This window comes from Bradyrhizobium sp. UFLA06-24, assembly GCF_054967145.1.
This window is the reverse complement of record NZ_JADFUE010000010.1, coordinates 138,717-158,469: the sequence shown is the minus strand read 5'-3', so window position 1 is coordinate 158,469 and position 19,753 is coordinate 138,717. Positions and strand designations below refer to the sequence as shown.

The 19,753-nt window shown below is 64.3% G+C and carries 18 protein-coding genes, 1 tRNA gene and 1 pseudogene; 12 read left to right on the top strand and 8 right to left on the bottom strand.

Annotated features, from left to right (window positions below):
* Positions 1 to 381: DUF2189 domain-containing protein (locus IF809_RS11675; protein WP_462837644.1), on the bottom strand; the 381-nt coding region annotated here is incomplete at its 3' end.
* Positions 382 to 619: 238 nt separating this feature from the next.
* Here IF809_RS11675 and IF809_RS11670 point away from each other — a divergent pair.
* A complete protein-coding gene (locus IF809_RS11670) occupies positions 620 to 2,854 on the top strand; it encodes an ATP-binding protein (protein ID WP_462837643.1) in 2,235 nt (744 codons plus the stop codon).
* 37 nt (positions 2,855 to 2,891) lie between these two features.
* On the opposite strand, the gene IF809_RS11665 is transcribed toward IF809_RS11670, so the two are convergent.
* The 3 genes from IF809_RS11665 to IF809_RS11655 form a co-directional block, all read right to left on the bottom strand.
* Entirely contained in the window at positions 2,892 to 4,502 is a 1,611-nt protein-coding gene (locus IF809_RS11665; protein WP_462837642.1) for an acyl-CoA synthetase, read from the bottom strand.
* A 122-nt stretch (positions 4,503 to 4,624) separates the two neighbouring features.
* On the bottom strand, positions 4,625 to 5,761 hold the full coding sequence (locus IF809_RS11660) for an epoxide hydrolase family protein (RefSeq protein WP_462837641.1): 1,137 nt from the start codon (positions 5,759 to 5,761) through the stop codon (positions 4,625 to 4,627).
* Positions 5,762 to 5,978: 217 nt separating this feature from the next.
* Positions 5,979 to 6,434 (bottom strand): GatB/YqeY domain-containing protein, encoded by a 456-nt coding sequence (locus tag IF809_RS11655; protein WP_453993140.1) that lies wholly within the window; start codon positions 6,432 to 6,434, stop codon positions 5,979 to 5,981.
* Between the two features lie 238 nt (positions 6,435 to 6,672).
* Here IF809_RS11655 and carA point away from each other — a divergent pair, with 238 nt between their 5' ends.
* A complete protein-coding gene (gene carA / locus IF809_RS11650) occupies positions 6,673 to 7,863 on the top strand; it encodes a glutamine-hydrolyzing carbamoyl-phosphate synthase small subunit (protein ID WP_128968281.1) in 1,191 nt (396 codons plus the stop codon).
* 43 nt (positions 7,864 to 7,906) lie between these two features.
* On the opposite strand, the gene IF809_RS11645 is transcribed toward carA, so the two are convergent.
* Positions 7,907 to 8,122, bottom strand: coding sequence for a hypothetical protein (locus IF809_RS11645; protein ID WP_462837640.1), 216 nt, complete (start codon positions 8,120 to 8,122; stop codon positions 7,907 to 7,909).
* Between the two features lie 142 nt (positions 8,123 to 8,264).
* Here IF809_RS11645 and IF809_RS11640 point away from each other — a divergent pair, with 142 nt between their 5' ends.
* Positions 8,265 to 8,786 (top strand): hypothetical protein, encoded by a 522-nt coding sequence (locus IF809_RS11640; RefSeq protein ID WP_453993144.1) that lies wholly within the window; start codon positions 8,265 to 8,267, stop codon positions 8,784 to 8,786.
* 114 nt (positions 8,787 to 8,900) lie between these two features.
* Here the strand turns inward: IF809_RS11640 and IF809_RS11635 are convergent, their stop codons facing one another.
* Positions 8,901 to 9,425, bottom strand: a complete 525-nt coding sequence (locus IF809_RS11635; RefSeq protein ID WP_462837639.1) for a Dps family protein — start codon at positions 9,423 to 9,425, stop codon at positions 8,901 to 8,903.
* Positions 9,426 to 9,530: 105 nt separating this feature from the next.
* Here IF809_RS11635 and IF809_RS11630 point away from each other — a divergent pair, with 105 nt between their 5' ends.
* Together IF809_RS11630 and IF809_RS11625 are read left to right on the top strand one after the other, a co-directional pair.
* Positions 9,531 to 10,232 carry a class I SAM-dependent methyltransferase gene (locus IF809_RS11630; protein WP_453980476.1) on the top strand — a complete coding sequence of 234 codons (702 nt, stop codon included), beginning with the start codon at positions 9,531 to 9,533 and terminating at the stop codon, positions 10,230 to 10,232.
* A 54-nt stretch (positions 10,233 to 10,286) separates the two neighbouring features.
* A tRNA-His gene (locus IF809_RS11625) sits at positions 10,287 to 10,362 on the top strand.
* A 100-nt stretch (positions 10,363 to 10,462) separates the two neighbouring features.
* Here IF809_RS11625 and IF809_RS11620 read toward each other — a convergent pair.
* Positions 10,463 to 10,834: an ArsR/SmtB family transcription factor gene (locus tag IF809_RS11620; RefSeq protein WP_128968286.1), complete on the bottom strand. Its 372-nt coding sequence runs from the start codon at positions 10,832 to 10,834 to the stop codon at positions 10,463 to 10,465.
* A 113-nt stretch (positions 10,835 to 10,947) separates the two neighbouring features.
* On the opposite strand from IF809_RS11620, the pseudogene IF809_RS11615 reads away from it, so the two are divergent.
* The 7 genes and pseudogenes from IF809_RS11615 to IF809_RS11585 all read left to right on the top strand — a co-directional run bounded on the left by IF809_RS11615 (position 10,948) and on the right by IF809_RS11585 (position 19,011).
* Positions 10,948 to 12,116: pseudogene (locus IF809_RS11615) on the top strand (MFS transporter).
* Between the two features lie 142 nt (positions 12,117 to 12,258).
* Complete coding sequence (gene carB, locus IF809_RS11610; RefSeq protein ID WP_462837638.1) at positions 12,259 to 15,723, top strand: carbamoyl-phosphate synthase large subunit; 3,465 nt, start codon at positions 12,259 to 12,261, stop codon at positions 15,721 to 15,723.
* Positions 15,724 to 15,942: 219 nt separating this feature from the next.
* Entirely contained in the window at positions 15,943 to 16,416 is a 474-nt protein-coding gene (gene greA, locus IF809_RS11605; RefSeq protein WP_018318257.1) for a transcription elongation factor GreA, read from the top strand.
* 110 nt (positions 16,417 to 16,526) lie between these two features.
* Positions 16,527 to 16,901 carry a family 16 glycosylhydrolase gene (locus IF809_RS11600; RefSeq protein WP_462837637.1) on the top strand — a complete coding sequence of 125 codons (375 nt, stop codon included), beginning with the start codon at positions 16,527 to 16,529 and terminating at the stop codon, positions 16,899 to 16,901.
* Complete coding sequence (locus IF809_RS11595; RefSeq protein ID WP_283815012.1) at positions 16,898 to 17,020, top strand: hypothetical protein; 123 nt, start codon at positions 16,898 to 16,900, stop codon at positions 17,018 to 17,020. The genes IF809_RS11600 and IF809_RS11595 overlap by 4 nt, the downstream gene beginning before the upstream one ends.
* Positions 17,021 to 17,051: 31 nt before the next feature.
* A complete protein-coding gene (locus tag IF809_RS11590; protein WP_462837636.1) occupies positions 17,052 to 18,173 on the top strand; it encodes a hypothetical protein in 1,122 nt (373 codons plus the stop codon).
* 10 nt (positions 18,174 to 18,183) lie between these two features.
* Positions 18,184 to 19,011, top strand: coding sequence for a glycoside hydrolase family 16 protein (locus IF809_RS11585; RefSeq protein ID WP_462837635.1), 828 nt, complete (start codon positions 18,184 to 18,186; stop codon positions 19,009 to 19,011).
* A gap of 13 nt (positions 19,012 to 19,024) precedes the next feature.
* Here IF809_RS11585 and IF809_RS11580 read toward each other — a convergent pair whose 3' ends face one another.
* Complete coding sequence (locus IF809_RS11580; protein ID WP_027534298.1) at positions 19,025 to 19,504, bottom strand: Lrp/AsnC family transcriptional regulator; 480 nt, start codon at positions 19,502 to 19,504, stop codon at positions 19,025 to 19,027.
* Positions 19,505 to 19,753 lie beyond the last annotated feature (249 nt).

Sequence of the window (19,753 nt, the reverse complement as noted above, 5' to 3'; positions counted from 1 at the left end):
CTGATACATCCAGATCACGAAGACGAACAGCGTGACGAAGGCCATCCAGCCGATCTCGCTGCGGGAGCGTATCGCAGACCAGATCGCGGCAAAGGACACCGGCTCGCCGCGCTCGCGGCGGCGGCTCACCTCATAAAGGCCGATCGCCACGAATGGCCCGATCAGCGCGAAGCCGGCTGCCAGCGGATAGACGAGATAAACCATGCCGAAGGCGGTGAGACAGAGCATGATCGTGATACCGCCGGCGGCGTAGAGCGCACCGAAAGCAATGCCATACAGCGGCAGCGCCTGGACGTCGCGCAGGCCCTCGACCAGCGCTTCGGCGATGTCGGTCGCCGCAACGGGACGGATTACAGGATCGACCTTGCCCGAGATGGACATCAGCTTCCTCCCCATATCGGCGCGATCTCTCGTCGTGCGCAGACCGAGATATTAGCGCCGCCGCGCCCACGTGCAACTTTCCAGCATCGGAAAGATTGTAGCGGGGCTGCAATGCACGCGAGCGCGGAATCTTTGACCTTTGCTGCAATTTGCGCGCGTTGCCTATGGACTGCGCAGACGATCGTGCCGCAAATTGTACCTTCGATCAGACACGCGCGAACAGCGGACCGCCCCAACGATGAGCCTGCGTACCCGGTTACTGATCCTCGTCATCGCGGCGATGCTGGTGCCGGCGTGCCTCGTCGGCTTGCGATTCGTGCAGAACCGGATCAGCGAGATCAACGCGGCGCGGGCTGATCTGACTGCGTCCGCCGACGACATCGCGAGCGATCTGAGCGAGAAGATCCAAGGCACAGCCCAGCTCCACTACGGTCTGGCCCGCGCCCGCGACCTCGACACCCGCGACAAGGCGGCGTGCTCGGCATTTCTGTCTGACGTGCGGGAGGAATATCCGCAGTTCACGGGAATCCTGACCATCGATCCCGACGGCCGCCTGTTCTGCGACTCGCTTCGGACCAATCGCACGCTCGATCTGAATGATCGCGCCTACTTCAAGCAGGCAAAGGTCTCGCAGGGCGCCGTCGCTGTTGAGCCGGTGTTCGGCCGCCTCACCGGAATGTCGGTGCTCCAGATCGCCTATCCCGTGCGATCGGACGCCGGCGCGCTGAAATTCGTGCTGCTCGCCTCGTTCAACCTGAACAAATTCGCGGAATTTCACGACAAGCGCTTGCTTGCCGAGAAGGAGATTCTGCTGACCGACAGCAAGGGGACTGTTCTCGTCGCACCCAAGACGGGCGGCTGGAGTGAGCCCGTTGGTGCCTCGATCGCGGGCTCCGACCTGTTCCGCTTCGCCGTGGCGCCCGATGGCGAGGCGTCGCGCGAGGTGACCGATCGCAGCGGCCGCACCCAGGTCTGGGGCGTCGCCCGCTCGCCTTCGATTCGCGATGCCGGCCTCATCATCCTGGTCGGCCGGTCCAAGGACGGGCTGGTCGCGGCGGCGAACCGCCGGCTCTACGAGGACATGGCGATCCTCGCGGTCGCTTCGCTGCTGCTGCTCGCCGGCATCTGGCTTCTTGCAACCGTCAGCGTCGGGCGCCAGGTGGGACGGCTGGCCACAATGGCGAAGCGGCTCGAACTCGGCGACCTCAGCGCGCGCATTCCGCCGCCGCATCCGAGCGGCGAGCTTGGCGGACTGATGGCCCTGCTCAACGGCACCGCGGAGTCGCTCGAGCAGCAGCGCGCCGCCATCGCGGACCTCAGCCACAAGCTCAGCCAGTCCCAGAAGATGGAGGCCATGGGCCAGCTCACCGGCGGCGTGGCGCACGATTTCAACAATCTCCTCACCGTCATCCTCGGCAATTCGGAGCATCTTGCCGACCGGCTGGCGGGCAACAAGGAATTGAGCAAAATCGCCGGCGACATCGCGACGGCAGCCGAGCGCGGCTCCGATCTGACGCGCAGCCTGCTCGCTTTCGCGCGCAAGCAGCCCTTGAGGCCACGCGAGATCGACATCGCCAAGCAGGTCCTCGGCATGGAGCAATTGTTGCGCCGATCGCTCGGCGAGCACATCGAATGCAGTTTCGCGTTCGGCGCGGATTTGTGGCCCGCCAGCGTCGATCCCGGCCAGCTGGCGACTGCCCTGCTCAACCTCGTGCTCAACGCGCGCGATGCGATGCCGGACGGCGGCAAACTGACAGTCGAAGTCTGCAACAGCTCGCTCGGCGCTTCCGACCTCGACGTCAACGGCGAGCCGCGGCCAGGCGACTACGTCATGGTGGCCGTGACGGATACCGGATGCGGCATGGCGGCCGACGTTGCGGACCGCGCATTCGAGCCGTTCTTCACCACCAAGGAGGTCGGCAAGGGCACGGGACTCGGCCTGAGCATGGTCTACGGGTTCGCGCAACAATCCGGCGGCCTCGTGCAGATGCAGTCCGCGCAGGGGCAAGGCAGCGTCGTCAGGCTGTTCTTCCCCCGTATCGCCGCGGCGCCGAACGAGGACCCGGCTTCGCCGGAACGGAACAATGCGCCCGACGGAAGCGAGACCATCCTGGTCGTCGAGGACGACGACATGGTCCGAGCCTATGTCGAGAGCGAGTTGAGAACGCTCGGCTACCGCGTGATCGCGACGGCGAACGGGCCTGCGGCGCTGGAAGTCTTGCGCGAGCCCGGCGACGTCCATTTGCTGTTCACCGACGTGGTCATGCCCGGCGGCATGTTCGGGCCGGAACTCGCGCTGCAGGCAACGGCCATACGGCCCGGTCTCAAGGTGCTCTTCACCTCGGGCTACAGCCAAGATCCGGTCAAGATGCCCGACGGGGGCGATGCCCGGGTTCTGACCAAACCGTTCAAGCGGCAGGATCTCGCGGCGACGCTGCGATCCGCTCTGTCGACGTCTAGCGATGTGCGGTGAAGCCTCGCGCTTGAGACGTCGTTGGCATGGTCCGAAGCTAACCTCGCTCCCGCAGCTCGCGCCGGAGCACCTTGCCTGTCGCGGTCATCGGCAGGGTCTCGGCGAATTCGACCAGGCGCGGATATTCGTGCGCCGCGAGCTGCACCTTCACGAACTCCTGGATCTCGCGGGCGAGCGCATCGCTCGCCGCAAACCCCGGACGCAAGACGATCCAGGCCTTGATCGATTCGGTACGGATCGGATCGGGAATGCCGACCACGGCCGCCATCGCCACCGACGGATGCTTCATCAGCGTATGCTCGATCTCGGACGGGCCGACGCGATAGCCCGCGGTGGTGATGACGTCGTCCTCGCGGCTGACGTACCAGAAATAGCCGTCCTCATCCTGCACGCCGAGATCGCCGGTGAGCAGGAATTCGCCGGCGTATTTTTTTGCCGTCGCCTCGGGATTGCGCCAATATTCGAGCATGGTGACGGGGCATGGCTGGCGCACGCCGATGATGCCGCGCTGCCCCCGTGGCTGCTCCTCGCCCTTGTCGTTGACGATGCGGACATCAAATCCCGGCGTCGCCTTGCCCATCGAACCGGGCCGGATCGGGAACAGATTGGAGTTGCTGCCGATCACGAGATTGCACTCGGTCTGGCCGAACACCTCATGCGCGTCGATGCCGAAGGTCTCGCGTACCCAGCCGAGCAATTCGCCGCCGAGCGATTCACCGCCGGTGAAGATGCTGCGCAGCTTAACGCCGGGATGTTTCACGCCCGCCTGCCGCATCAGCTTGAGCGCGGTCGGCGGCAGGAACACGTTGCGCACGCCGAGATCGGCCATCATCTGCATCGCCGCCTGCGGCTCGAATTTTCGCGCGCGATGGCCGACCAGCGGAATGCCATGATACCAGAACGCAAGCAGGCCGTTGATGAGGCCGCCGATCCAGGCCCAGTCGGCCGGAGTCCACATCAGATCGCCGGGCCGGGGCAAGAAGTTGTGGCACATCTCGACATTGGGGAGATGGCCGAGCACGACGCGATGCGCATGCAGCGCGCCCTTGGGATTACCCGTGGTGCCGGAGGTGTAGATGATCAAGGCGGGATCGTCGCACGAGGTGTCGACATGGGTGAAGTCGGGCGACGCGCTCCTGACCGCGTCCCAGAACGATGCCGTGCCCGCGGGTGCGCGCTCGCCGACGATGTAGACGTTCTTCAGGTCCGGCAGCCGGTCCCGGATCTTGGCCAGCTTCTCCCAGCCGGCTTGGTCGGTGACAACGGCCTTGGCTTCTGAATTCGACAGCCGAAACTCGAGCGCGTCCTCACCGAACAGCGCAAACAATGGAATCGAGATCATGCCGGAACGAAACGCCGCCATATGCGCAACCGGCAATTCCAGCGACTGCGACAGGAACACCGCGACGCGGTCGCCCCGAACCAGTCCGTCCGCCTTCAGCACGTTGGCGAAGCGGCGCGATGTATCAGCGACCTCATCGAAGGAGGTGCGTGTGGTGGCGCCGTTCTCGTCGACATAGACAAGTGCGAGCCGGCCAGCGCCGTCAGCGTGGCGGTCGCAGCAGGCCTCCGCGATGTTGAAGCGCGCGGGGATATCCCAGCGGAAGTTGCGATAGAGCTCGTCGTAGGTTGCAGCTTCGGTCAGCATGGGCTTGGTCGTCTTCCCGGTGTCTTGTTGTTATGGCGCAGTCTAGAGCCGGGAATACGCGGAACAAGCCCCGCGGGGTCATTCCGGGGCGCCCGCAGGGCGAGCCCGGAATGACGGCGGAGCTACCGCACCGTCGCAAAGAATTTCCTGACGTCGCACACGAACAGCTCCGGCTGCTCGAAGGCAGCGAAGTGGCCGCCCATCTCCATCTCGCTCCAGTGGGTGATATGGGAGAAGTTGGGCTCCATCCAGCGCCGCACCGGCGTGATGATCTCCTTCGGAAACACCGCCACGCCGGTCGGCACCTCCACCTTGGGCGTTGTCCGGCGCTTGCCGAAGCTTTCCCAATAGAGCCGCGCCGACGACGTCGCCGTCTCCGTGGCCCAGTACAGCATCACGTTGTCGAGCAGCTCGTCTTTGCTGAAGATGTTTTCGGGGTGACCGTTGCAATCGGTCCAGGCCCAGAACTTTTCCAGGATCCAGGCGGCCTGCCCGCTCGGCGAATCCGTGAGCCCGTAGCCGAGCGTCTGCGGCCGCGTCGACTGCTGTTTCGAATAGCCGGAGTCGAAATCGACGTAGTGCTTGAGGCCGGCGAGTGCGCGCTTTTCTTCCAGCGTCGGCTCGCCCTCGACTTTCGGCGCCGAATTGAAGGCGAGCGTGATGTGGATGCCGGCGCAGTGCTCCGCATCCTGCGCGCCCAGCGAGGTCGTCACCGCCGAGCCCCAGTCGCCGCCTTGCGCGCCGTATCTTGGATAGCCGAGCCGGTCCATCAGCTTGGCCCAGGCCGCGGCGATACGGTCGACGCCCCAGCCGGGAGTCCTGGGTTTGGCGGAGAAGCCGAAGCCCGGCAGCGATGGGCAGATCACATGAAAGGCATCTGCAGGATTGCCGCCATGGGCGACGGGATCGGTGAGCGGCGCGATCACCTTCTGGAATTCGACGATCGAGCCGGGCCAGCCATGGGTGATGATCAGAGGCAGCGCGTTCGTTTCCTTCGAACGGACATGCAGGAAGTGAATGTCGAGCCCGTCGATCTCGGTGGTGAACTGGTCGAAGCGGTTGAGCTTTGCCTCGCGCGCGCGCCAGTCGTAGTCATTCGCCCAGTAGGCGCAGATCTCCTGGATCCATTTCAGCGGCGCGCCCTGGCTCCAGTCGTCGACCAGTTCGGCCTCCGGCCAGCGCGTGCGCGCGAGGCGCGACTTGAGGTCGGCGAGAATGTCGTCGCTGATGGCGATGCGAAACGGCTTGATGGCTGTCATCGGCGGCGTCCCGATTTACTTATCGGGGGAGAGTAGACCGGATCGTAGCCGTGACAAGATGCACCTTCTCCCCTTGTGGGAGAAGGTGGCGCGCAGCACCGGATGAGGGGTATCCATCCGCGAATCGCTAGCGTTGAATGTGCCGAGAGAGACCCCTCACCCGTCCCGCCGCTACGCGGCGAGCCACCCTCTCCCGCAAGGGGCGAGGGTAAAGCACCTAGCCCGTCAGCGCAGCCTTCACGAGGCCGCTGGCCTTGCCGAAATCCATTTGTCCCGCGTACTTCCCGCGCAGCACCGCGATCACCTTGCCCATGTCCTTCATGCCGGCGGCGCCGGTCTCGCCGATCGCGTCCGCGATCGCCTTCTTGACCTCGTCCTCCGACATCTGCTTCGGCAGGTAGGCCGAGATCACCGCGATCTCCTCGCGCTCCTGCGCGGCAAGCTCGGCGCGGCCGCCCTTGTCGTAGAGCTCGACCGCCTCCTGGCGCTGCTTGATCATCTTCTGCAGCACGGCGAGCAGGTCGGCATCCGACAGCGGCGGCTTGCCGTTGCCGCGGGCGTCGATGTCGGCGTTCTTGATGGTCGAGTTGACCATGCGCAGCGTGGACAGCTTGCGCTCGTCCTTGGCCTTCATGGCCTCCTTGACCGCATTGTTGATGTCGTCGCGCAGCATGGCCGGGGTCCTCTGGTTCGATCTGGCCTGATCTAAGCCGTTCGCCGGAAAGAGGCCATACCGGACCTTCCCCTCGGCGCATTGTTTCCCCATCGGGGTCCCAAACGTCTCAAAATTGCCGGTTCCGGCTCAAGGGCCGGTCAGGCGCCTTGGCCGGCCGTCAAATATGCAAAAACGCATGTGAATCGGCCCTTCTCTGCTTTGACGGGCGCGCGCGGGGGGACTATGAAACGCGCTCATGACACAACATGACAACGATCCCGCCTGGCCGGACCACAAACCGACCGCGCTCTTGGTGCTTGCCGATGGCACGGTGCTGGAAGGCTTCGGTCTCGGCGCCGAGGGCCACGCCGTCGGCGAGGTCTGCTTCAACACCGCGATGACCGGCTATGAGGAGATCCTCACCGATCCCTCCTATGCCGGCCAGCTCATCACCTTCACCTTCCCGCATATCGGCAATGTCGGTACCAACGAGGAAGACATCGAGACGGTGAACATGGCCGCGACGCCGGGTGCGCGCGGGGTGATCCTGCGCACCGCCATCACCGATCCCTCGAACTACCGCGCCACCAAGCATCTCGACGCCTGGCTCAAGGCGCGCGGTATCATCGGTCTCTCCGGCATCGACACGCGCGCGCTGACCGCGCTGATCCGCAGCAAGGGCATGCCCAATGCCGTGATCGCACACGCCAAGGACGGCGAGTTCGACCTGCATGGCCTGAAGGAAGAAGCGCGCGAATGGCCCGGCCTCGAAGGCATGGACCTCGTGCCGATGGTCACCTCCGGCCAGCGCTTCACCTGGGACGAGACGCCCTGGCTGTGGGACAAGGGATTTGGCCGCCAGGACAAGCCCGAGTTCAACGTCGTCGCCATCGACTACGGCATCAAGCGCAACATCCTGCGACTGCTCGCCGGCGTCGGCTGCAAGGTGACGGTGGTGCCGGCGACGACCTCGTCGGAAGACATCCTGGCGATGAAGCCGGACGGCGTCTTCCTGTCGAACGGTCCGGGCGATCCGGCCGCGACGGGCAAATACGCGGTGCCTGTCATCCAGGACGTCATCAAGTCGGGCACGCCGACCTTCGGCATCTGCCTCGGCCATCAGATGCTGGGCCTTGCGGTCGGCGCCAAGACCAAGAAGATGCATCAGGGCCATCACGGCGCCAATCATCCCGTCAAGGACGAGACCACGGGCAAGGTCGAGATCACCTCCATGAACCACGGTTTTGCGGTGGACGAGGCGACGCTGCCAAAGGGCGCAACGCAGACCCACATTTCCTTGTTTGATGGGTCCAACTGCGGCATCCAGCTCGATGGCAAGCCGGTGTTCTCGGTGCAGTACCACCCCGAGGCCTCGCCGGGCCCGCGGGACTCGCACTATCTCTTCCAGCGCTTCGCCGATCTGATGCGGCAGAAGAAGAGCGCGTAGGAGCCAAGGACGCCGGCGGACATGGCCGCCGGCGATTACCCCGTCACGGACGCATGAACATGAAGTCCGTGTCGGGACCGCAGTTCTCGGCGATGAAGCGCAGCTCGGCCTGGATGTCGGCCACGGACCTCGTCTCCAGATATTTCGAGATCACGAGATTGAGCAAGGCGCGGCACACGGCTTCGTGCCCAAGGCCGCTCGTCTCGGCCTCATCGATCGCCGCTGAAAAATGGCGCTGCGCAACATCGGAAGCATACATGGCGTTCCATTCCCTTTCCCGTTGACTTGCTGCCTCCGGCTGCCGGTCTGCGCCTTGATCTCCGTCAAGTCGCGTGCGGGCTCAGGAACAAGGGCGCGCGCGCCGTTTTGATTCCCTGAATTGTTTGCTGCCGGAGTCTCCCATGTCCGTCGTGCGCGACCATGCCGAACCGCTCGCCATCGTCTTCGAGGATGACGGGCTCGTGCCGAACAACATTCTCCCCTTCCTGGTCTACCAGGGGGCGCTGACGCTCGATCCAAAGCAGCCCGAACAGACCATCGAAAACCTGTTCGAAACGAACGATTGGGGCGGCACGTGGCGCAACGGCATTTTCGATTATCTGCACTACCATGCGACCGTGCATGAGGTGCTCGGCGTCGCGCGCGGTCATGCCCGCGTTCGCTTCGGCGGCGATCGCGGTCAGGAGCTGGAGATCAAGGCGGGCGATGTCGCGATCCTCCCCGCAGGCACCGGGCATCAGTGCATCAAGGCGAGTGAGGATTTCTGCGTGATCGGCGCGTATCCGCCGGGCGCGAAGATGGAGATCACGCGGCCGACGCCGGAGAACCACGCCGAGGCGTTGGAGACCATTCCGAAAGTCGCGCGGCCACCCGCCGATCCGGTCACGGGCAAGCACGGCGCATTGATGCGGTTGTGGCGGTAAGCGACAGCCACGGGTGCCGTATGGTGGGCAAAGGCTTGCGCGCCGTGCCCACCACATCTATCGATCGCGAAAAATGCGTGGGCACGCTGCGCTTTGCCCAACGGCAGTGTGCCCCTACGCCTCGTTGCCGCCTTCCTGTCGCGTCGCTTCGAACAGGAACCAGGTCCGGCGCTCGGTCTCGTCGATGAAATTCTCCAGGATGCTGGCGCTGGCGACGTCGCCGGCCTCGTCACAGATCTCGTGCGCCTTGCGCATCGCGCTGGCGACATGCTTGTTGTCCTGCATCAGCTCGCGCAACATCTCGCGCGGCGGAACGTAGTCCTCGTTGTTGTCCTTGATGGTCTGGAGCTTGGCGACCTGGCCGATCGACTTCAGCGTGGTGCCGCCGATCTTGCGCACGCGCTCGGCGAGCTGATCGGTGGTGGCGAAGATCTGCTCGGAATGCTCGTCGAGCAGCAGATGATAATCCCGGAAATGCCGGCCGCTGATGTGCCAGTGGAAATTCTTGGTCTTGAGGTACAGCGCGAAGGCATCGGCCAGAAGCACGTTGAGCGCCTCGGAAACCTTGTTGACCGCCTGGGGCTGCAGATCGGTGGGGGTGTCGAGATCGGGCGAGACCTTGCTGTGGGCTTTGCTCACGGGAAACCTTCCTGTTAGGACGCGGACATTGACGGCGCGCCGTCGCACCCCTAACGCAAGGCGGGCAATGCAGTTCCGTGATCGGAACCGCTGGGCGGGAACACCATGGACGATTGGATCGACTATTACGACTCGACGCATACGATCTATGTCAGCAAGCTGCATCGCGATCTGCACTTCCAGATCATCGCGCGAGACATCATCGGCTACATCACCTCGCCCGACGCGACGGTGCTCGACTATGCCTGCGGCGAAGCGCTGTCGGCGAACCAGGTGGCGTCGGCCTGCGGCCAGCTGATCCTGGCCGAACCCGCGCCCGGTGTGCGCGGCCGGCTGATCGCGCGGTTTGCGCCCAATACCAAGATCCGTGTCCGCTCCCTCGACGACGTCCGCAAGATGCAGGACCAGTCCATCGACCTCGTCGTGATGAACTCGGTCGCGCAATATATGTCGGCGGAAGAGCTCGATGCCGCGCTGCTCAATATCAGGCGGATCTTGAAGCCATCAGGCAAGCTGGTGCTCGGCGATATCCTGCAGCCGCATGTCGGCATGTTCAGGGACGTGGCGGCACTGCTCTCCTTCGGGCTGCGCAACGGCTTCTTCAAGGACGCGCTGATCGGCTTGATCAGCACCGCGCTGTCGGATTACCGCCATCTGCGCACGCGCATCGGGCTCCAGCGCTACAGCGAGGCGGAGATGACGGCCAAGCTGAAGGCGGCGGGGTTCGCCAGCCAGCGCGCCGCCACCAATATCGGCCACAATCGCTGGCGCATGACCTTCATCGCTCGGCCGCCGCTGGTTCGTTAAGCATAAGGACCGCCTGTGGTGGCTTGTCGCATTCCGATCGGACATGATCGCTGCGGCCCGGTGGCGGAAGCGTCTACGCGGGAGCGGTGCATCGCTCTTCATCCTGGTTCAAATCCAGGCCGGGCCTCCAGCCTTCGCTGGCTCCGCCAGCTTCGGCTCGGCGAGCCACATCGTAGCGAAGGTTGCCGCGGCGAAGCCCGAAGGGCGAAGCCGGGCGTGGCGCAGACAGATTAGCCCACCTCGACCACGTCGCACGCCGGCAGCAGCTGCAATCGCTCTGCATCCTTAGCCGCTGACTTCAGCACCGCATCGAGCAGACCTGGAAAGCGCGCCTCGAGATCCTCGCGGCGCAGCCGCATGAAGCGGTTGGTGCCCGCGACGCGCGTCAGCATCAGACCGCATTCACGCAGTTTGGCGAAGTGATAGGCGAGGTTCGACTTGCCGGCGAGCCCATTGAAGTCGCCGCAGCACAGCTCGCTGCTGACACGTTCCTGCTGGGCGAGCTGATACACGATCGCGAGCCGGATCGGATCGCTCAGGCAATCCAGAACGAGGGGCAGCTCGATCTGCTCACGCGTGGGGTGGGGAGGCGTGCGGCTCATGATCCGGGCATCATAACCGTCCGCTCGAAATGTTCAATAGTTCTTGAACCAATTGACTTCTAAATCGCCACCTTCGATAGTTCAATAAACATTGAACATAAGGATTCCGTCCCATGAGCGTGTTCTGGCTGGCCCTTGGGGCCTTCGCGATCGGCACTGAAAGCTTTGTCATTGCTGGGCTTTTGCCGGAAATCGCCAATGACCTCTCGATTTCGGTCTCGGCCGCCGGTCAGTTGGTCACCGCGTATGCCCCACCTATGCCGTGGGCTCGCCGATCCTGGCCGTGGCGCTCAACAACATCGACCGTCGCACCGTTCTGGCGCTGGCACTGTCGACCTTCATTGCCGGAAACCTCGCCGCGATGGTCGCGTCCAACTACGCCCTGCTGCTGGCCTCGCGCATGCTGATGGCGCTGGGCTCCGGCCTTTGCATGCCGACGGCGCTCGCGGTCTCCGTGGCAGTCGCCTCGCCGGAGCGGCGCGGCCGCGCGGTGGCGCTGGTCACTTCGGGCCTCACGGTCGCGACGGTCGTCGGCGTTCCCCTCGGCAATCTCGTCGGCAGCCTGCTCGGCTGGCGTACGACCTTCGCCATGGTCGCAATGCTCGGCGCTGTCGCCCTCGCCGGTCTGCTGCTTGGCCTGCCCCGCGGCCTGCCGCGCAATACGGCCTCGCTCGGCGAAAGGCTGGCTGTCGCGCGCCACCACAATGTCCTGGTCGCGCTTGTGATCACGATCTTATGGGCGCTGGGTGGCTTCACCGTGTTCACCTATTTCGCAGTCCCGCTGCGCGGTCTCGGCTTCGACGCCTCGCGGATCAGTCTTGCGCTGCTGGTGTTCGGCGCCGCGGCCGCGATCGGGAACATGCTCGGCGGCATCCTGGCGGACCGGCTCGGCACGGTCGCGACCGCAGCCCTGGGCCTCGCCGGCATGGCAAGCGCCTTGATCCTCCATTCGCTGGTTCTGAAGCTGATGCCGAGCCAGGCGCATTATGCGGTGCTCGGCGCGATCTTCCTCTGGGGCCTCTCGGGCTGGGCGTTCTATCCGGCTCAGATCGCCAGCATCATCAGGGTCGAGCCCCAGGCCTCGATGATCTCGCTCTCGCTCAATGCCTCCGCGATGTACCTGGGCTTCGCCATCGGTGGCGCCTTGGGCGGGGCGGTACTGGCCGCGCTGTCGCCAGACGACCTCGGCTGGATCGGCGGAACGAGTGTTGCAGCCTCACTTCTGGTGCACCTCGCCCGTGGCTGGCAGGCGCGGCCGAAACCGGTCAAAATTGCCGGTTGATGGGCGTTTTTCGGGGTTTCGCCGCCCCGAAAACTGGTCTAAGACCCACCCGCGCGCGAGGGAAGACCCCGCGCTCTCGCACAAGGGGACGCGCGGCAAGCGCGCCCTTTTTTTGTGCCCAGATTCCAGCCCGCGAGCGGTGATGCCTAAACGAACCGACATCTCGACCATCCTTATCATCGGCGCCGGTCCCATCGTGATCGGCCAGGCCTGCGAGTTCGACTATTCGGGCACGCAGGCGGTGAAGACGCTGAAGGAAGAGGGCTATCGCATCGTCCTCGTCAATTCCAACCCGGCCACGATCATGACCGACCCGGAATTGGCCGATGCGACCTATATCGAGCCGATCACGCCCGAGATCGTCGCCAAGATCATCGAGAAGGAGCGCCACGTCGTTCCCGGCGGCTTCGCGCTGCTGCCGACGATGGGCGGCCAGACCGCGCTGAACTGCGCGCTCTCGCTGCGCCGGCAGGGCACGCTCGAGAAGTTCGACGTCGAGATGATCGGCGCGACGGCCGACGCCATCGACAAGGCCGAGGATCGCCAGCTGTTCCGCGAGGCCATGACCAAGATCGGGCTCGAGACACCGAAGTCGCGCCTCGCCAATGCCTCCGAGCTGAAGAAGTCCTTCCGCGACAAGTACCACGCCGAACGCGAGAAGCTGTCGGGCGCTGCACTCGAAGAGCTCGATCGGCAATGGGCGCTCGGCGAGAGCGACCGCCGCAAGCGCTACCAGGAATACGCCTTCGGCCAGGCCATGATGGCGCTGTCCGAGATCGGCCTGCCCGCGATCATCCGCCCCTCCTTCACCATGGGCGGCACCGGCGGCGGCATCGCCTACAACAAGGAAGAGTTCCTCGACATCATCGAGCGCGGCCTCGACGCGTCTCCCACCAACGAAGTGCTGATCGAAGAATCCGTGCTCGGCTGGAAGGAGTACGAGATGGAGGTGGTGCGCGACAAGAACGACAATTGCATCATCGTCTGCTCGATCGAGAACCTCGACCCGATGGGCGTGCACACCGGTGATTCCATCACGGTGGCGCCGGCGCTGACGCTGACTGACAAGGAATATCAGATCATGCGCGACGCCTCACTGGCGGTGCTGCGCGAGATCGGCGTGGAGACCGGCGGCTCCAACGTGCAGTTCGGCGTCAACCCCGAGGACGGCCGCATGGTCGTCATCGAGATGAACCCACGCGTGTCGCGTTCGTCGGCATTGGCCTCGAAAGCCACCGGCTTCCCGATCGCGAAGGTCGCCGCAAAACTCGCGATCGGCTATACGCTCGACGAGATCGCCAACGACATCACCGGCGGGGCGACCCCGGCCTCGTTCGAGCCGACGATCGATTACGTGGTGACCAAGATCCCGCGTTTCGCCTTCGAGAAATTCCCCGGCGCCTCTTCCACACTGACGACCTCGATGAAGTCGGTCGGCGAGGTCATGGCGATCGGCCGCACCTTCCAGGAAAGCCTGCAGAAGGCGCTACGCGGGCTCGAGACCGGGCTGACCGGCCTCGACGAGATCGAGATCGAGGGTCTCGGCCGCGACGACGACAAGAACGCGATCCGCGCTGCGCTCGGAACGCCGACCCCGAACCGCATTCTTCAGGTCGCGCAAGCCATGCGTCTCGGCTGGTCGAACGAGGACATCTTCAACTCCTGCAAGATCGATCCGTGGTTCCTCGGCGAGATGCGCGGCATCGTCGACATGGAAGAGAAGGTCCGGAAGCACGGCCTGCCCGGCAATGCGTTCGGAATGCGCACGCTCAAGACCATGGGCTTCTCGGACGCGCGGCTGGCCGTGCTGGCCGAGACGACGGAAGCCGAGGTCACCGCCAAGCGTCACGCGCTCGGCGTCCGCCCGGTCTACAAGCGCATCGACACCTGCGCGGCCGAATTCGCCTCACCCACCGCCTACATGTACTCGACCTACGAGTCCCCGTTTGCCGGCAGCGCCGCCGACGAGAGCACGCCGTCGGACAAGAAGAAGGTGATCATCCTCGGCGGCGGCCCGAACCGCATCGGCCAGGGCATCGAGTTCGACTATTGCTGCTGCCACGCCTGCTTCGCGCTGCACGACGCCGGCTATGAATCCATCATGGTCAACTGCAATCCGGAAACGGTGTCGACCGACTACGACACCGCCGACCGGCTCTATTTCGAGCCGCTCACCGCCGAAGACGTGCTGGAGATCATCGCGAAGGAGCGCAGCAACGGCACGCTGCATGGCGTGATCGTGCAGTTCGGTGGCCAGACCCCGCTCAAGCTTGCCCGCGCGCTCGAAGCCGCCGAAGTGCCGATTCTCGGCACCTCGCCCGACGCGATCGATCTTGCCGAGGACCGCGACCGCTTCAAGCGCGTGCTCGACAAGCTTCGCCTGAAGCAGCCGAAGAACGGCATCGCCTATTCCGTCGAGCAGGCGAGGCTCGTCTCCGCCGATCTCGGCCTGCCGCTGGTGGTGCGCCCGTCCTACGTGCTCGGCGGCCGTGCGATGCAGATCATCCGTGAGGAGAACCAGCTCAACGATTATCTGCTCGGCACGCTGCCCGAGCTGGTGCCGGCCGACGTCAAGGCGCGCTACCCGAACGACAAGACCGGGCAGATCAACACCGTGCTCGGCAAGAACCCGCTGCTGTTCGACCGCTATCTATCCGACGCGACCGAGATCGACGTCGACTGCCTGTGCGACGGCAAGGACACCTTCATCGTCGGCATCATGGAGCACATCGAGGAAGCCGGCATCCATTCCGGCGACAGCGCCTGCTCGTTGCCGCCGCACTCGCTGGACGCCAAAATGATCGAGGAGCTGGAGCGACAGACGCGCGAGCTCGCGCTCGGCCTCGACGTCGTCGGCCTCATGAACGTGCAATACGCGATCAAGGACGGCGAGATCTACGTGCTCGAAGTCAATCCGCGCGCCTCGCGCACGGTGCCGTTCGTCGCCAAGGTGATCGGCACGCCGGTCGCCAAGATCGCCGCGCGCATCATGGCCGGCGAGAAGCTCGCCGACTTCAAATTGAAGAAGGGCGACTTCAAACATGTCGGCGTGAAGGAATCGGTATTCCCGTTCGCCCGCTTCCCCGGCGTCGACACGGTGCTTGGTCCGGAGATGCGCTCGACCGGCGAGGTCATGGGCATCGACCGCTCCTTCGCGGTGGCATTCGCCAAGAGTCAGCTCGGAGGCGGCACGCGAGTACCGCGCAAGGGCACGGTGTTCGTCTCGGTGCGCGAGAGCGACAAGGTCCGCATCGCCGAAGCCGTGCGTCAGCTGCATTCGCTTGGCTTCAAGGTGCTGGCGACCTCGGGTACGGCGCGCTTCCTGACCGATCAGGGCATCCCGGCAGAGAAGGTGAACAAGGTGTTGGAGGGACGGCCCCATATCGTCGACGCCATCACCAATGGGGACGTCCAGCTCGTTCTCAACACCACCGAAGGCCCGCAGGCGCTCGCCGACAGCCGATCGCTGCGGCGCGCGGCCCTCTTGCATAAAGTACCGTATTACACCACTCTTTCCGGGGCCGTGGCGGCCGCGCAGGGCATCCGCGCCTATCTGGGTGGGGACCTTGAGGTTCGGACCCTGCAGAGCTACTTTTCGGGAACCTGATCGCGCGCGGGAGGCCAGCCCCTGAGGGTCAAGCCTTGCGCTAAGTGATTGGCAATGAAGCCACAATGGCCGGAGGAACTGTCCGGCCATGTGGTTGTTCTGTTCCGGCGCCAGACCCACATAACGCCGGCGGCGGCGTTTTCAGCCCCGGACTTACTGACGAATCAAGGTCGCCGCGCCCTTCTGTCGGGACGCGGGGTCCGAAGGACGAGAGAAGAGATGGAAAAGGTTCCGATGACTGCGAGCGGCTTTGCCGCACTCGGGGAAGAATTGAAGAAGCGCCAGTCCGAGGACCGTCCGCGCATTATCGAGCATATCGCCGAGGCGCGCTCGCACGGAGACTTGTCGGAAAACGCGGAATACCACGCCGCGAAGGAAGAGCAGTCCCACAATGAGGGCCGCATCGCCGAGCTCGAGGACAAGCTGGCGCGCGCCGACATCATCGATATCTCCAAGCTTTCCGGCGACACCATCAAGTTCGGCGCCACCGTGACGCTGGTCGACGAGGATACCGAGAAGAAGACGGTGTGGCAGATCGTCGGCGAGGTCGAGGCCGACGCCAAGAAGGGCCGCATCTCGATCACCTCGCCGCTGGCGCGCGCGCTGATCGGCAAGAAGAAGGGCTCGACCGTCGAGGTCAACGCCCCCGGCGGCGCCAAGGCGTACGAGATCACCAAGGTGGAGTGGCGGTAACACGCCGCTCACGAATAAGCGATCGGGGCCGCGCCTTGCGCGGCCTTTTTCGTGTCGCCCGCGCGAGGACCTTCAGCCGCCATTCACCACGGAACCGCCAGGGTGCGGGCGTGATCCGCGCGATGCGCGGCTGGAATTGGAATTGCGCCGATGCGGCGAGCAAGTCCACATACGGTGACGGGTTCTTCGGGGCACGCATCAAGATCGCCGACATCAAGAGTCTCAACAACGCCGTCTGGCTCACGACTGCCGACAATTTCGAGATCGACATCGCCGAAGCCCGTTATCCGAGCTACGTCCATCTCGGTCTGCAGTACTGGCCACCCGCAAACGCGGGTCAGCACGCCGGGATGGGCTGGGGTGCAACCTTCAAGGAAAATCTCGCAGCCGGTTTTCATGACGTCGGGCTGCTGCGGACGCCGGCCGATTTGGTTTACGAGATCGATGGTGCGCCGATCGCCGCCGTCCGCACCCTGGCGCCGTGAACGGAGCCGCAACCATCCGCCTCTCCACCGCACTCGGCGACTGGGCGGGCGGGACGGTGCCGGATCATCCCGAAACCCACGACATGCTGGTGCAGTCGCTCCGCGTGGTCGCGCCGTGAAAACCAACTGCGAATGCACGCGATGAACAGAATGCGCGTTCCCCACGTCGCTCTTTTCGCGGCCCTGGGCCTATTCCTGAGTACCGACATCCAGGCGGCCGCCGCTCAGGCGCGCGACGTGCTCCGCGGCGTCGATTTCGTCCGTCCGATCCAGTTCAGCGTGGAGGAGCAGAACGCGAAGCTGAGCGAGCTGCAGTCTGCCGGCGTACAAATCATCCGCTTCGGCATGTATGCGCAGGATGAGGACAAGAACCTCGACTTCATCAAGCGCGCCCAGGCTCATCGGATCTCAGCGGTTCTCATCCTCCACGGCCTCTACACGCCCGGCGCGCCCGAGCGGCCGTTTCGGCCGAAGGAGTTTCCGGGCATGTGGCCGGGGCCGCCATTGTCCGCGCTCGATCCCGAGCGTTCGGCCCAGTACTTCCAGGACTTGCTGGGCAAGCTGGACGCGAGCGGCCTAACACTCGCCGGCCTGGAACTGGAGAACGAGATCAACATGGCCGGCAATGATCCGGATTTCCGCCTGCCCGGCGGAGGTCGCGTGCTTGGGCTCGCCGATCTGTCGAGCGATCCCGAAGGGCAGCAGGTCGCCAAAGGCTATCTGCAATATCTGAAGGTGCTCGAGGCGCTGAAGCAGGCGCGGGATCGCTCACGCCTGAACAAGCGAACGCCTCTCCTGCCGACGAGCCTCGTCGACATCGAACAGGAAGGCCCCTGGCCAACGCCGAAGCCCTATGACGGCGTCAGTATCGGAGCGATCATGGCCTTCTTGCGTGCGCATGGCCTCGACCGGCTTGTCGACGCCTACAATCTGCACACCTATCCCTGGGGTGATCATCCCGGCGACAAGGCTTCTGCCGTCCATCGCATGCGCGCTCTGCGGGCACTGGTCGATCCGATCTGCTCCGCCAGCGGCAAACCTTGTTGGATCACGGAATGGGGCTTTTCCTATGCGAGCAGGGCCTGCTCCGCTCCCGAGGAGAAAGATCACGCAGTCCTCGTGCAGGAGATGATGGGCGATTTCGCCCAGCTTGCGCGGGAGGGACGTCTGACCGGGTTGATCTACTATTCCTGGACCGGCGATCCGCAATTCGACCTCACCCGCTGCGGCAGCGTGAGCGAGGCCGGCAGGCGGGTGCTGGCACCTTTTTGAGGAGTTTCTCGTGATCGGCTCAAGACGGTTCCGGTTAGGCGCAATCGCAACCAGCTTCGTCTTTGGCATCACGTTGGGAGAGCCGTCGGTTGCCGCGACGTTGCAAAAGCTGACCTGGGGCAATCCCGACCAGCCATGGGGAACGCGACGTCCCGTGACCGAGGCCGACCGAAAGGCGATCGCGCAATTCCGAGAGGGACGCGTCAAGCCTGTCGTCGCGACCGACTTCACAGATCCAGGGGCACTCAATTCCGACTGGCTGCGGCAATCGGACGATTACCTGAAGTCCTGCCGGCGTCCGGACAATGTCGTTGCCACTGCGGCCGGCCTGTTGCTCCGGACCAACGCGAGCACCGGCTGCCATGCGCAATGGTCGACCGGCTTCATGATCAGTCGTCAGCATTTCGGCTACGGCTACTACGAGGCAAGCATCAAGGCGGCCGACATCGACGGACTCAACAACGCCTTCTGGCTGGTCACAGAGGATCATTTCGAGATCGACATCTGCGAGGTGCATTTTCCCAACATCGACCGGATGACCCTGCACAACAACAACAGGATCGACGGCAAATTTCCGATCGCGGTCGGTTTCGACAGCCGTTTCGGCGAGAGCTTCCCCGACGCGTTCCACGACTTCGGCGTGCTGTGGACGGCGAGCGACGTCGTGTTCGCGGTTGACGGCGAGCCGGTCGCCGCGATCCACACCGACGGCTCCATCAAGGGCCGGACCGACATCCGCTTTTCCACGGCGCCGATGGACTATGCCGGCAAGATCCCGGCCGATCCCGCCGGCCATGGCATGGCCGTACGACGACTGCGGGTCTATGCGATGCCGTGACCGTGCGGCAGCCCTACCGTCTTCCCTTCACGTCCAGCGGCACCGCCGCCTCATACTTTGAATTGTGCAGCACCAGCGACGTCCTGACGTTGCGCACGTGAGGCGCGGCGGTCAGATGCGTCACGAAATCCTGGAAGGTCGCCATGTCGGGGGCGACGCATTTCAGAATGAAATCGACCTCGCCCGAGAGCATCCAGCATTCCCGCACCAGGGGCTCGGCGCGGACGAACTCCTCGAAGGCGCGCAAATCGGCCTCGGCCTGACTGGAGAGATGAACGGCAGCGAACACCGTGACGTCGAAGCCGAGCTTTCGCGCATCCAAGAGCCCGCGGTAGCCATGGATGTAGCCCTCCTCCTCCAGCGCCCGGACCCGGCGCAGGCACGGCGGGGGCGAAATACCGACCCGCTTGGCGAGCTCCACATTGGTGATTCGGCCGTCGGCCTGGATCTCGGCGAGAATTTTGAGGTCGATCTCGTCTAGGTTCCGCGACACGTGATTGGAACTCCTGGCCTTCATGGCGGTATCGGGTGGGTCTGATGCAATCCTCATAACCAGTCCCGCCCCTCTGCGCAATTTTATTGCGTGTTCAGCCCGACCGACTTTTGTTCCTTGTTGGAAAAATCCGCCGATTGGGAATGCAATTCTTGCATGGCTCACCAGAAGGCTTAGATTAGCTCTGATATTTCAGCGCCTCCGCGAGGCCTCCCGGCACGTTCCGCGCCCGCGCTGCAAATCCCCCGT

Excerpts from the sequence above, each read along its gene's own strand:
- IF809_RS11670 (WP_462837643.1), top strand. The coding sequence starts at position 620 with ATGAGCCTGCGTACCCGGTTACTGATCCTCGTCATCGCGGCGATGCTG.
- IF809_RS11665 (WP_462837642.1), bottom strand. The coding sequence starts at position 4,502 with ATGCTGACCGAAGCTGCAACCTACGACGAGCTCTATCGCAACTTCCGC.
- IF809_RS11660 (WP_462837641.1), bottom strand. The coding sequence starts at position 5,761 with ATGACAGCCATCAAGCCGTTTCGCATCGCCATCAGCGACGACATTCTC.
- IF809_RS11655 (WP_453993140.1), bottom strand. The coding sequence starts at position 6,434 with ATGCTGCGCGACGACATCAACAATGCGGTCAAGGAGGCCATGAAGGCC.
- carA (WP_128968281.1), top strand. The coding sequence starts at position 6,673 with ATGACACAACATGACAACGATCCCGCCTGGCCGGACCACAAACCGACC.
- IF809_RS11645 (WP_462837640.1), bottom strand. The coding sequence starts at position 8,122 with ATGTATGCTTCCGATGTTGCGCAGCGCCATTTTTCAGCGGCGATCGAT.
- IF809_RS11640 (WP_453993144.1), top strand. The coding sequence starts at position 8,265 with ATGTCCGTCGTGCGCGACCATGCCGAACCGCTCGCCATCGTCTTCGAG.
- IF809_RS11630 (WP_453980476.1), top strand. The coding sequence starts at position 9,531 with ATGGACGATTGGATCGACTATTACGACTCGACGCATACGATCTATGTC.
- IF809_RS11620 (WP_128968286.1), bottom strand. The coding sequence starts at position 10,834 with ATGAGCCGCACGCCTCCCCACCCCACGCGTGAGCAGATCGAGCTGCCC.
- carB (WP_462837638.1), top strand. The coding sequence starts at position 12,259 with ATGCCTAAACGAACCGACATCTCGACCATCCTTATCATCGGCGCCGGT.
- greA (WP_018318257.1), top strand. The coding sequence starts at position 15,943 with ATGGAAAAGGTTCCGATGACTGCGAGCGGCTTTGCCGCACTCGGGGAA.
- IF809_RS11590 (WP_462837636.1), top strand. The coding sequence starts at position 17,052 with ATGCGCGTTCCCCACGTCGCTCTTTTCGCGGCCCTGGGCCTATTCCTG.